Here is an 11904-nt window from a genome sequence, read left to right as displayed (position 1 = left end):
CGGCTATCCGCCGGCCGCGCCCACGCAGCCCACGCCGATCGCCCCGCCGATCCCCGTCGCCCAGCCGTCGTACGGCTATCCGCAGCCGGTGCTGCCGATGCCGGACCCGAACTTCCGGCTGCCTCCGCAGGGGCCGCAGTTCCTGTCCCGCTGAGGGCGCGGCCGGGGTCGGGGGACCCGGCGGATCCGGTGGGCCCTGCGGGCACACGGGTCAGCCGACCTTGGCCTTGTAGCCCCGGCCCCACTGGAGCCCCCAGCCGTACAGCCGGTCGAGCTCGGCCTGGAAGCCGTAGACGAACTTCACCTCGCGGCGCACGATCAGCTCGTCCTTGACGTTCTCGATGGAGACCACCGCGCAGGAGCGGGCCTGCGGCTGCCGCTCGTCCAGGTCGATCTCGATCCGGGGACCGTTGCTGGGGTAGAGCGTGACCTTCGCGTGCGTGCGGTCGAAGGCCGGCGTCTGGTCGTAGATGTACACGAAGATCAGCAACCGTTTGATCGACTCGCGGTGGTCGAGATTCACGTAGAGCGTCTCGCCGGAGCCCGAGCCGAACCGGTCGTCGCCGCTGCCCTTCACGTACGGCGGTGAGTTCAGGCTCCCGAAGAAGTTGCCCAGCGGCTGCACCACGCCCTTGTCGCCGTCCGTCAGCTCGTACAGACAGCCCAGGTCGAGGTCGACGTTGACCATGCTCTGGGTGTGCGCCTGGACCGGCTCGGGCCGGAACATCTGGAAGGGGTGCCGCAGCAGACCGCCGCCCGTGCCGCGCGGCTTGCCGATGAGGTCGGACGTACGCATCTGCCAGGAGAGGTTGACGCGCAGGTTGCCGGTGGCCGCGCCCTGCTTGGAGAGCGAGACCGTCGGATGCCGTTTGGTCAGTTCGATGGAGTTCGTGGCGGCGCTGCCCGATTCGAAGTCCATCGAACGCCCACGCCACAGACCGTCCCAGAAGGACATTGCGCCCCCAAGTGCCCTTGTGCCACCTACGAATACCGACGGGGCGGCCATGAGGACATCTCCTCGACGGCCGCCCCGCACAGAGCGTTCCTCACCCTGGCCGTCATCACACTCCGGGGACCGGAATCGGACAGCTCGGCGAGGGAATCAGTCAGTCTCAGACGCCTGACGAGACCTCTGCCTTGTCACCCGAGCTGCCTTGCCCCTCGGCTGCCGCCATCCGCTTGTTCCTGATCACCGACGAGACGAAGGACCAGGCGATCAGGATGACGCCGACGGAGCCGGTGATGACCTCGTGGATCTCGTACTGGATCGTGATCAGGAGGATCACCGCGAGGGCACCGATCGCGTAGTGCGCGCCGTGCTCCAGGTACACGTAGTCGTCGAGGGTGCCCTGGCGGACCAGGTAGACCGTGAGCGAACGGACGTACATGGCGCCGATGCCGAGGCCGAGGGCCATCAGCACGATGTCGTTGGTGACGGCGAAGGCGCCGATCACCCCGTCGAAGGAGAAGGACGCGTCCAGGACCTCGAGGTAGAGGAACATGAAGAACGCGGCCTTGCCGGCCAGGACGACGGCAGGAACCTTCTTGCCCGACTTCGCGGCCGCTTCCTCCTGCTCGTGCTCGCGCTCCTCCTCTTCCTCCAGCTTGTTCTCGAAGTATCCGGAGAGGCCGCCGACCACGAGATACGTGATCAGACCCGCGATGCCTGAGATGAGGACTGTCTGCGCCTTGTCCACATGGGTGCCGCCGTGCTGGTGGGCGTGGGTGGCGACGGTCATGGCGGTCACGAGGAGCACGACGAGCGCGATACAGACCGACAGCATGTCGACCTTGCCGAGCTTGGCGAGCGGGCGCTCCAGCCAGCCCAGCCACTTGATGTCCCGGTCCTCGAAGATGAAGTCCAGGAAGATCATCAGCAGGAACATGCCACCGAAGGCGGCGATCGACGGGTGAGCGTCGGTGACCAGCTGCTGGTACTGGTCCTTGTCGTTGAGCGCGAGACGGACGGCCTCGATCGGGCCGATCTTGGCGCTGATGGCCACGATGACGACGGGGAAGACCAGTCGCATGCCGAAGACCGCGATCAGCACGCCGATGGTGAGGAAGATCTTCTGCCAGAAGGCATTCATCTTCTTCAGGATTCCGGCGTTGACCACCGCGTTGTCGAAGGACAGCGAGATCTCGAGGACGGACAGGATCGCCACGACGCCGAAGCCGGTCCACCCCCCGTAGAGCACCGCGGCGACTAGGCCGAGCGCGGTTACCGCGAACGACCAGCCGAAGGTTTTCAGAAGCACTGGCTACCCAATCGTGTGTGTACGGGCTCCCGTGTAGCGGTCTCCCCCGCGCCGGTCCCCGGCTTTACAAAACGTTGACCCCGAAGTGTAGAGGCCCCGCTGCACGTCCGGGGAGGCCGACCCTCCCCGGACGCCGAGCCCGCCGGACGCCTCGGCCGTGCGCGCGTGGCCCTCTACGAAACGTTGACCCCGAAGTCCAGAGCGATGCCGCGCAGACCGGACGCGTACCCCTGTCCGACCGCACGGAACTTCCACTCGCCCCCGTACCGGTACACCTCACCGAAGATCATCGCCGTCTCCGTCGAGGCGTCCTCGCTGAGGTCGTAGCGCGCGAGCTCCTGGCCGTCCGCCTGGTTCACGACGCGGATGAACGCGTTGCTGACCTGGCCGAATGTCTGGCCCCTGTTGTCCGCGTCATGGATCGAGACCGGGAAGATGATCTTGTCGCAGCCGACCGGGACCTGGGAGAGGTCGATCAGGAGCGACTCGTCGTCGCCGTCGCCCTCACCCGTGAGGTTGTCGCCGGTGTGCTCGACGGAGCCGTCGGGGCTCTTCAGGTTGTTGTAGAAGACGAACCACTCGTCGCCGAGGACCCGGCCCGCGTTGCACAGCAGCGCGCTCGCGTCGAGGTCGAAGGGGGCGCCGGTGGTGGAGCGCGCGTCCCAGCCCAGCCCGACGAGGACCTGGGTGAGATTGGGTGCGGCCTTGGAGAGGGAGACATTGCCTCCCTTGGCGAGCGTGACGCCCATGGTGAAGTCCTCCCCGTGGTGACGAGACCAGAAGTTCCCGCGGTGCCGGGAACGTGTGTCCCCCCAGAGACGGGAACACACGTCTCCGTGGTGACGGAAGCCCGCGCGCCGCGGTGCGGGCGCACGAGACGGCGAGCACGTCCGGCGCCGCACCTGGAAACTGTGCGGCGCCGGACGGAGAGCGCTGGGGCGTGCTCGGCTCAGACGTTGACGCCGAAGTCCTGCGCGATGCCGCGCAGGCCCGAGGCGTAGCCCTGGCCGACCGCGCGGAACTTCCACTCGGCGCCGTGGCGGTACAGCTCGCCGAAGACCATGGCGGTCTCCGTCGAGGCGTCCTCGGAGAGGTCGTACCGCGCGATCTCCGCACCGCCCGCCTGGTTCACGACGCGGATGAACGCGTTGCGCACCTGGCCGAACGACTGCTGGCGGTTCTCGGCGTCGTAGATCGAGACCGGGAAGACGATCTTCTCGACGTCCGCGGGAACCGCGGCCAGGTCGACCTTGATCGCCTCGTCGTCGCCCTCGCCCTCACCAGTGGTGTTGTCACCGGTGTGCTCGACGGAGCCGTCGGGGCTCTTCAGGTTGTTGAAGAACACGAAGTTCTGGTCACTGGTGACCTTGCCCTCCGTGTTCGTCAGGATGGCGCTGGCGTCGAGGTCGAAGTCCGTACCGGTGGTGGTGCGGACGTCCCATCCGAGGCCGACCAGAACCGCGGTCAGGCCCGGCGCCTCCTTGCTCAGCGATACGTTGCCGCCCTTGCTGAGGCTGACTCCCACGAATCCTCCCAATTGATGTCCAGGGGCGGGGAGCCCCAAGCGTTGCGTTGCCATCGGATCAACGTGTGGATCCTAGTGACCGGTTCCCGGCCGCGAGCGAAAACAAAGCTCGCTCAGAGCGTTTCGAGCGCCTTGACGTACTCGTTCAGGTCACGCGCGTCCGGCAGGTCATTGACCACGGTCCAGCGCACCACGCCCTCCTTGTCGATGATGAAGGTGCCGCGCACCGCGCAGCCCTTCTCCTCGTCGAAGACGCCGTACGCCCGCGAGACCTCGCCGTGCGGCCAGAAGTCGGAGACCAGCGGGTACTCCAGGCCCTCCTGCTCGGCGAAGACGCGCAGCGTGTGGATGGAGTCGTTGGAGACGGCGAGCAGCTGGGTGTCGTCGTTGACGAACTTCGGCAGCTCGTCGCGGAGCGCACAGAGCTCGCCGGTGCACACGCCGGTGAATGCGAACGGGTAGAAGAGCACCACCACGTTCTTCTCACCGCGGAAGTCGGAGAGCCGCACGGTCCGGCCGTGGTTGTCCTTCAGCTCGAAATCCGGGGCCTTGGTGCCGGCCGCGATTCCAACGAGCGCCATGTGTACGCATCCCTTCGACGGGCCCATTCGAGTGGGGCTGTTCGGGTGACTCCACCCTACGTCCGCCGAATCCTGACGGTCCGCACCCCACGCATGCGTGAGGGCCCCCGTCGACGAACATGTCGACGGGGGCCCTCAGAGCGCTCCGAAAGGGCGCGGGGAATCGCGTGGCCGACCGCGTCGTAGCCGCGGAGGCCGCGCATCAGCGCCCTACGGAGTGTTACCGCTTCTTGGCGGCCGCCTTCGGCGTGATGAGACGGCTGCCGCTCCAGTCCTTGCCGGCGTTGACGCTCTTGGTTGCCGACAGGCCGGCGGTGGTGGCCGCCTCGCCGATCTCGCTCGGCTCGACGTAACCGTCACGACCGGTCTTCGGAGTCAGCAGCAGAATCGAGCCGCCCTCCTCCATGTACGCGATGGCATCCACCAGCGCATCAGTCAGGTCCCCGTCGTCCTCACGGAACCAGAGCACCACGGCGTCGGCCACGTCGTCGTACTCCTCGTCGACGAGCTCTGTGCCTGTGGCCTGCTCGATGGCCTCGCGGAGCTCCTGGTCGACGTCGTCGTCGTAGCCGATCTCCTGGACCACCTGGTCGGGCTGGAAACCAAGCCTTACGGCAAGGTTCGTCTCCGCGTGGTCCGCGGTCGCGCTCACGGATTGCCTCCTGATCATGTTTTTGGGAATGCCTGTCAGCCACGCGCGTGCGCGGGGCGTTGGCCGTAGTCCACACGGGCGGGACGGATCGCGCAAGTACCCGGCCGCCGAGACCGCCGAAACGGTGACGTTCCCGACCGTGTCGCCGCAACTGTCGCCACACCCGTACGAGACCGAACGGCTCTGCGAAGCGGTTAGGCAGGATGGGCGTATCGTTGCGATTTGGGCCGAGCCTACCCCAGGGTGGCCGGATGAACGTCTCGGTTACCTATCGGTAGACATGACGTTTGCGTCCGCGAGGTACACGATGGGGAGCGGTGCACGGCCAGGCATAACCCAGGCGAGAGCCCCAACAGCGAAGGAACAGCGTGGCTTCCGGATCCGATCGCAACCCGATCATCATTGGCGGCCTGCCGAGTCAGGTCCCGGACTTCGATCCCGAAGAAACCCAGGAGTGGCTCGACTCCCTCGATGCCGCGGTCGACGAACGCGGCCGCGAGCGGGCCCGCTACCTGATGCTCCGGTTGATCGAGCGCGCGCGGGAGAAGCGCGTCGCCGTGCCCGAAATGCGCAGTACGGACTACGTCAACACGATCGCCACCAAGGACGAGCCGTTCTTCCCCGGCAACGAGGAAATCGAACGCAAGGTCCTGAACGCCACCCGCTGGAACGCCGCGGTGATGGTCTCGCGCGCCCAGCGCCCCGGCATCGGCGTCGGCGGCCACATCGCCACCTTCGCTTCCTCCGCCTCGCTCTACGACGTGGGCTTCAACCACTTCTTCCGCGGCAAGGACGAGGGCGACGGCGGCGACCAGATCTTCTTCCAGGGGCACGCGTCCCCCGGTATCTACGCCCGCGCCTTCCTCCTCGACCGGCTCTCCGAGCAGCAGCTCGACGCGTTCCGCCAGGAGAAGTCGAAGGCCCCGAACGGGCTTTCCTCCTACCCGCACCCGCGCCTGATGCCGGACTTCTGGGAGTTCCCGACCGTCTCCATGGGCCTCGGCCCGCTCGGCGCGATCTTCCAGGCCCGCATGAACCGCTACATGGAGGCGCGCGGCATCGCCGACACCTCCAAGTCGCACGTCTGGGCCTACCTCGGCGACGGCGAGATGGACGAGCCCGAGTCCCTCGGCCAGCTCTCCATCGCCGCCCGCGAGGGCCTGGACAACCTGACCTTCGTCGTCAACTGCAACCTCCAGCGCCTCGACGGCCCGGTGCGCGGCAACGGCAAGATCATCCAGGAGCTGGAGTCCCAGTTCCGCGGCGCCGGCTGGAACGTCATCAAGCTGGTCTGGGACCGCAGCTGGGACCCGCTGCTCGCGCAGGACCGCGACGGCCTCCTGGTCAACCGCCTCAACACCACGCCCGACGGCCAGTTCCAGACGTACGCGACCGAGACCGGTTCGTACATCCGCGAACACTTCTTCGGCGACGACCAGCGCCTGCGCGCCATGGTCGAGAACATGACCGACGAGCAGATCCTGCACCTGGGCCGCGGCGGCCACGACCACAAGAAGGTCTACGCGGCGTACGCGGCGGCCAAGGCCCACAAGGGCCAGCCGACCGTGATCCTCGCCCAGACGGTCAAGGGCTGGACCCTCGGCCCGAACTTCGAGGGCCGCAACGCCACGCACCAGATGAAGAAGCTCACGGTCGACGACCTCAAGGGCTTCCGCGACCGCCTGCACATCCCGATCACGGACAAGCAGCTGGAGGACGGCGCCCCGCCGTACTACCACCCGGGCCGCGACTCCGAAGAGATCCAGTACATGCACGACCGCCGCAAGAGCCTGGGCGGCTACGTCCCGACTCGCGTCGTGCGCTCCAAGCCGCTCCAGCTCCCCGAGGACAAGACGTACGCGGCCGCGAAGAAGGGCTCGGGTCAGCAGTCGATCGCCACCACCATGGCGTTCGTCCGCATCCTGAAGGACCTCATGCGGGACAAGGAGATCGGCAAGCGTTTCGTGCTGATCGCCCCCGACGAGTACCGCACCTTCGGCATGGACGCGTTCTTCCCGAGCGCGAAGATCTACAACCCGCTCGGCCAGCAGTACGAGGCCGTGGACCGCGAGCTCCTCCTTGCCTACAAGGAGTCGCCGACGGGCCAGATGCTGCACGACGGCATCTCGGAGGCAGGCTGCACGGCGTCCCTCATCGCCGCCGGTTCGGCCTACGCCACCCACGGCGAGCCCCTGATTCCGGTGTACGTCTTCTACTCGATGTTCGGTTTCCAGCGCACCGGCGACCAGTTCTGGCAGATGGCCGACCAGCTCGCGCGCGGTTTCGTCCTCGGCGCGACCGCCGGTCGCACGACCCTGACCGGCGAGGGCCTGCAGCACGCGGACGGCCACTCGCAGCTGCTCGCCTCCACGAACCCGGGCTGCGTCGCCTACGACCCGGCCTTCGGCTACGAGATCGCGCACATCGTCAAGGACGGCCTCCGTCGGATGTACGGCCCCGACAGCGAGGACGTCTTCTACTACCTCACCGTCTACAACGAGCCGATCCAGCACCCGGCCGAGCCCGCCGACGTGGACGTCGACGGCATCCTCAAGGGCATCTACCGCTTCAAGTCCGGTGAGCAGGGCGCCATCCCCGCTCAGATCCTCGCTTCCGGTGTCGCTGTTCCGTGGGCGGTCGAGGCACAGCAGATCCTCGCTTCGGAGTGGAACGTCAAGGCAGACGTCTGGTCGGCGACCTCCTGGAACGAGCTGCGCCGCGAGGCCGTGGACGTGGAGCGCCACAACCTCCTGCACCCCGAGGAGGAGCAGCGCGTCCCGTACGTCACGCGGAAGCTGTCCGGCGCCGAGGGCCCGTTCGTGGCCGTCTCCGACTGGATGCGGAGCGTTCCCGACCAGATCTCCCGCTGGGTACCCGGCACGTACCAGTCGCTGGGCGCGGACGGCTTCGGCTTCGCCGACACCCGCGGTGCGGCCCGCCGCTTCTTCCACATCGACGCGCAGTCGATCGTGGTCGGCGTGCTGACCGAACTGGCCCGCGAGGGCAAGGTGGACCGCTCCGTCCTGAAGCAGGCGGTCGACCGCTACCAGCTCCTCGACGTCACGGCGGCCGACCCGGGCGCGGCTGGGGGCGACGCGTAGCACGGCACGTGGCTCAGTAACACGGCACGTGGCTCGGTAACACGGCACGCGCCCCATTCGGAGGGTGGCAGGACTGTGGTCCTGTCGCCCTTCGGCTTTTCTGCTGTGCCTGTCCTTCTCCGGCTGTCTGCTCTGGCTGTCTTCTCCGGCTGTCTGCTCTGGCTGTCTGCTCTGCCTTTTCTGCGTCGCCTTTCTACGATGCGCCCATGAAGGAACAACCGGCACAGACTCGTTGGGAGCGGCGCACTCAGCGCCCGCTGCTCGTACTCGCGGTGGCATTCGCCGTCGCCTACGCCGTGCCGATCGTGATGCCCGAAGCGAGCAAGTCCGTGACGAGAAGCTGCTCGATGGTGGAGTGGTTCGTGTGGGCTGCGTTCGTCGTCGACTACTCCGTGCGTCTTCTCCTCTCCGATCACCGCAAGCAGTTCGTCCGCACCCACTGGCTGGACCTGTGTGCCGTGGTCCTTCCGATGATTCAGCCGCTGCGGTTGCTGCGGCTCGTCTCCACACTGGCGCTCGTCGGGCGACGGGCCCGGATGGCATCACAGATAAAGCTGACGACGTATGTCGCGGGCTCGGTGGTGGGCCTGTTGATGTTCGGTTCCCTGGCGGTGCTCTCCGTGGAGCGGGAGGCACCGAACGGGAACATCAAGACTCTTGGCGATGCGGTGTGGTGGTCCTTCACCACCATGACGACCGTCGGGTACGGAGATCACGCACCGACGACGGGCCTCGGCAGGGTGCTCGCGGTCGGTCTGATGCTGTCGGGCATCGCGCTCCTGGGTGTGGTCACCGCGAACATCGCGGCGTGGTTCATCGCGCGCTTCGAGAAGGACGACGTCGAGGAGCGGCGCCAGACAGCCGCGATCGAGGCGTTGACGGCGGAGGTGAAGGCGCTGCGTGCGCAGGTGGCTTCGCTGTCGGGGGCGCCGGGTGCGCCCGGGGTGGCAGGCGGGCCGGGAACGCCCGGGGTGCCGGGCCTGGGGGTACGTGCGGGTGCGGTGCCCCGCCCGGGGGCGGCAGAGAACGGCGGCTCGGGGGCAGGTGCGGCTGGCACCGGCACCGGCACCGGCACCGGCACCGATGGTTCCGGTGCGTCCCGAGCCGGAGCGTAAGCTCGCCGCCCCGGCTCTCGGGCCCGGTCGTTGGGTGTCAGAACATGCCGTTCGTCGTGGTCGTCCCCGCTATCCATATGAGTGCGAGGACCGTGTCGATCAAGCCCAGGACCAGGGCCACCAGAGCCGGCACCGGACGGGCGCCGGCCCAACTTCGGCCCATGGCCAGCCAGCCGCAGGCAATCGCCATCGGGCCGAGGATGATCCCCAGCACGAAGAATCCGGCGATTGCGCAGATGGCGCCTATGATCCCGAGCGTCGCGCGATCCGGCCGACTCCGCGACCACGTACGGCCGCGTGAGCCGGGGCGCTTGCGCGTGGTGTGTCCGAAGCCCGCCATCATCACTCCTCATGTCAGCTGGTTCGGGCCTTTCCGTCGGGTACCCCCGTTCAGCTTTCCCAGACTTTGAATGCTCGTACGCGATAGGGCGATTCGGGCGCCCAAGTGCCGCTGCCCGGGTACGTGTTGAACTCGCCGGTCTCCGCGCACTCCCCCGACTGGTACACGGTGACCGGCCGTCCCGTGCGGTTGGCGAGAGACTCCGCGCTGCCCCCCTCCGGCAGCGCGGTGCAACTCTCGATGTCGATGTCCGACAGCTCGTACGTATGGCGGGCGCCCTTGAACCCCGCCTTCTGCCAGAGACAGAGCTCGCCCGGGCCGCATCCGCGGAGTGTGGGCGGAGCGGCGGCTCCGGCGTGTGCGGGTGTGAGGATGACTGCGGCGAGTGCGGCTGCCGTGATCGTCGCGGTGATGGTCGTACGCATGTGCTCAACCCCCGTGTGATGTGGCGCAGTTGTCCACGTGTCGCTCGTACGGCTCGATCGTCCGGGCCGTGCGGATCTTCTGACTGCACTGTGGACCCGTCGGCCGGGGCATCGGAAGGGGTACGAATGTGCGTCACCCTGATAGGCGAAAGCCCCCCAGGTTGTCCCTGAGGGGCTTTCCCTGACACCGGGGGCTCTCGCCCCGGGTCGGCGTCTCAGATGTGACCGACGCCCGCGCCCGCCTCGGCGTTGTCGCCGCGCTTGGTCAGGAACGCGACGAAGACCGCGACCACGGCGACGCCGGTGGCGACCAGGCACGCCATACCCATGCCCGACATGAACGTGTCGTGCGCGACCGAGGTGATCTGGTCGGCGATGGACGGCGGAGCCTTCGGCGGCACCGGCGCCACACCGACCTGGACGGCCTCGGCCGCCTTGTCGAGCTGGGCCTCGCTGAGCGGCGGAAGCTTCGCCTCGGCCCAGTTGTCGGGCAGGTCGCTGTCGACCTTCGAGGCCATGACGGCGCCGAGGACGGCCGTGCCGAGGCTGCCGCCGATCTGCATCGCGGCCTGCTGGAGGCCGCCGGCCACGCCGGAGAGCTCCATCGGCGCGTTGCCCACGATGACCTCGGTGGCGCCGACCATCACCGGGGCGAGGCCGAGGCCGAGGAGCGCGAACCAGATCGACATGAGACCGCTGCCCGTGCCTGCCTCCAGCGTGGACATGCCGTACATGGCGATGGCGGTGCACAGCATGCCGCCCGCCAGCGGGATGCGCGGGCCCATCTTGGTGATCATCGCGCCCGCGAGCGGCGAGCCGATGATCATCATGCCGGTGAGCGGCAGCAGGTGCAGACCGCTGTCGACGGGGCTCATCCCGTGCACGTTCTGCAGGTAGAAGGTGACGAAGAACAGTCCGCCCATGAATGCGATGGCCATGAGCACCATCAGCACCACGCCCGCGGACAGCGGCACCGAACGGAACAGGGCCAGCGGGATGAGCGGTTCCTTGACCTTCGACTCCCAGACCGCGAAGAGCGCGAAGCTCACCACGGAGATGCCGATGAACGTCCAGGTCATGCCGGAGCCCCAGCCCCATTCCGGGGCCTTGATGAGTGCCCAGACCAGGCAGAACATGGCCGCCGAGAGCAGCACGATGCCGACGATGTCGAAGGACTTCGGGGCGTTCTCCGCGCGGTGGTCCTTGAGGATGACCACGCCGAGCACAAGGGCGATGATGCCGACCGGCACGTTGATGAAGAAGACCGACTGCCAGCTGACGTGCTGGACGAGCAGGCCGCCGAGGATCGGGCCGCCGGCCGTGGAGGCGCCGATCACCATGCCCCAGATGCCGATGGCCATGTTGAGCTTCTCGGCCGGGAACGTGGCCCGGAGGAGGCCGAGCGCGGCGGGCATCAGCAGGGCTCCGAAGAGACCCTGGAGCACGCGGAAAGTGACCACCAGCGCGATGCTGTCCGACAGGCCGATGGCGCCGGAGGCGGCGGCGAAGCCGACCACACCGACGAGGAACGTCTGCCGGTGGCCGAAGCGGTCACCCAGCTTGCCCGCGGTGATCAGCGCGACGGCGAGCGCGAGGAAGTAGCCGTTGGTGATCCATTGGACTTCCGCGAAGGTGGCGCCGAGATCCTTCTGGATGGCCGGGTTGGCTATCGCCACGATGGTGCCGTCGAGGGCGACCATCATCACGCCGATCGCAACGGCGAACAGCGTCAGCCAGGGGTGGCCACGGAGCCCCTTGGCCGGGGCCGGAACCGGCACGGGCTCCGGCGCCTTGTCCGCCTTGTCGACGGTGATCTGACTAGTCATGTGATCGAGGTTAGTGACAGCGACTGACAGTTGACAAACCATTTCACAAGTCGGCAACTGTCACGTAGCTCACAGGTATGG

At 67.5% G+C, this 11904-nt stretch carries 11 protein-coding genes; 2 read left to right on the top strand and 9 right to left on the bottom strand.

Features of this window, described 5'->3' with window-relative positions:
- Positions 1-211: 211 nt before the first annotated feature.
- The 6 genes from AOK03_RS07410 to AOK03_RS07385 all read right to left on the bottom strand — a co-directional run bounded on the left by AOK03_RS07410 (position 212) and on the right by AOK03_RS07385 (position 5016).
- Positions 212-955 (bottom strand): TerD family protein, encoded by a 744-nt coding sequence (locus AOK03_RS07410; RefSeq protein WP_055564369.1) that lies wholly within the window; start codon positions 953-955, stop codon positions 212-214.
- Positions 956-1112: 157 nt separating this feature from the next.
- Positions 1113-2258, bottom strand: coding sequence for a DUF475 domain-containing protein (locus AOK03_RS07405; RefSeq protein WP_055564368.1), 1146 nt, complete (start codon positions 2256-2258; stop codon positions 1113-1115).
- A gap of 173 nt (positions 2259-2431) precedes the next feature.
- Positions 2432-3007, bottom strand: a complete 576-nt coding sequence (locus tag AOK03_RS07400) for a TerD family protein (RefSeq protein ID WP_055564367.1) — start codon at positions 3005-3007, stop codon at positions 2432-2434.
- Between the two features lie 200 nt (positions 3008-3207).
- Positions 3208-3783: a TerD family protein gene (locus AOK03_RS07395; RefSeq protein ID WP_055564366.1), complete on the bottom strand. Its 576-nt coding sequence runs from the start codon at positions 3781-3783 to the stop codon at positions 3208-3210.
- 113 nt (positions 3784-3896) lie between these two features.
- Positions 3897-4364 carry a peroxiredoxin gene (locus AOK03_RS07390; RefSeq protein WP_055564365.1) on the bottom strand — a complete coding sequence of 156 codons (468 nt, stop codon included), beginning with the start codon at positions 4362-4364 and terminating at the stop codon, positions 3897-3899.
- A gap of 220 nt (positions 4365-4584) precedes the next feature.
- The gene (locus AOK03_RS07385; protein WP_055564364.1) at positions 4585-5016 is read right to left on the bottom strand and encodes a DUF3052 domain-containing protein; all 432 of its coding nucleotides are present in this window, start codon (positions 5014-5016) and stop codon (positions 4585-4587) included.
- Positions 5017-5384: 368 nt separating this feature from the next.
- Between AOK03_RS07385 and aceE the strand changes: the two genes are divergently transcribed.
- Together aceE and AOK03_RS07375 are read left to right on the top strand one after the other, a co-directional pair.
- Positions 5385-8117 (top strand): pyruvate dehydrogenase (acetyl-transferring), homodimeric type, encoded by a 2733-nt coding sequence (gene aceE / locus AOK03_RS07380; protein WP_055564363.1) that lies wholly within the window; start codon positions 5385-5387, stop codon positions 8115-8117.
- 206 nt (positions 8118-8323) lie between these two features.
- A complete protein-coding gene (locus tag AOK03_RS07375) occupies positions 8324-9232 on the top strand; it encodes a potassium channel family protein (RefSeq protein WP_079074542.1) in 909 nt (302 codons plus the stop codon).
- A gap of 37 nt (positions 9233-9269) precedes the next feature.
- Here AOK03_RS07375 and AOK03_RS07370 read toward each other — a convergent pair whose 3' ends face one another.
- From AOK03_RS07370 to AOK03_RS07360, 3 genes are all read right to left on the bottom strand, one after another.
- Positions 9270-9575: a hypothetical protein gene (locus AOK03_RS07370; protein WP_055564362.1), complete on the bottom strand. Its 306-nt coding sequence runs from the start codon at positions 9573-9575 to the stop codon at positions 9270-9272.
- A 47-nt stretch (positions 9576-9622) separates the two neighbouring features.
- A complete protein-coding gene (locus AOK03_RS07365; RefSeq protein ID WP_055564361.1) occupies positions 9623-9997 on the bottom strand; it encodes a peptidase inhibitor family I36 protein in 375 nt (124 codons plus the stop codon).
- A gap of 215 nt (positions 9998-10212) precedes the next feature.
- Entirely contained in the window at positions 10213-11823 is a 1611-nt protein-coding gene (locus AOK03_RS07360; RefSeq protein WP_055564360.1) for an MFS transporter, read from the bottom strand.
- Between the last annotated feature and the right edge of the window lie 81 nt (positions 11824-11904).

The sequence above is a fragment of the Streptomyces atriruber genome, from assembly GCF_001418325.1.
Taxonomy (GTDB): domain Bacteria; phylum Actinomycetota; class Actinomycetes; order Streptomycetales; family Streptomycetaceae; genus Streptomyces; species Streptomyces atriruber.
Note: the sequence above shows the minus strand (reverse complement) of the source record. Positions and strands in the feature narration are given on the sequence as shown.

Coding starts and splice junctions, on each gene's coding strand:
- AOK03_RS07390 (WP_055564365.1), bottom strand. CDS start 4,364: ATGGCGCTCGTTGGAATCGCGGCCGGCACCAAGGCCCCGGATTTCGAG.
- AOK03_RS07360 (WP_055564360.1), bottom strand. CDS start 11,823: ATGACTAGTCAGATCACCGTCGACAAGGCGGACAAGGCGCCGGAGCCC.
- AOK03_RS07365 (WP_055564361.1), bottom strand. CDS start 9,997: ATGCGTACGACCATCACCGCGACGATCACGGCAGCCGCACTCGCCGCA.
- AOK03_RS07370 (WP_055564362.1), bottom strand. CDS start 9,575: ATGATGGCGGGCTTCGGACACACCACGCGCAAGCGCCCCGGCTCACGC.
- AOK03_RS07375 (WP_079074542.1), top strand. CDS start 8,324: ATGAAGGAACAACCGGCACAGACTCGTTGGGAGCGGCGCACTCAGCGC.
- AOK03_RS07410 (WP_055564369.1), bottom strand. CDS start 955: ATGTCCTTCTGGGACGGTCTGTGGCGTGGGCGTTCGATGGACTTCGAA.
- AOK03_RS07400 (WP_055564367.1), bottom strand. CDS start 3,007: ATGGGCGTCACGCTCGCCAAGGGAGGCAATGTCTCCCTCTCCAAGGCC.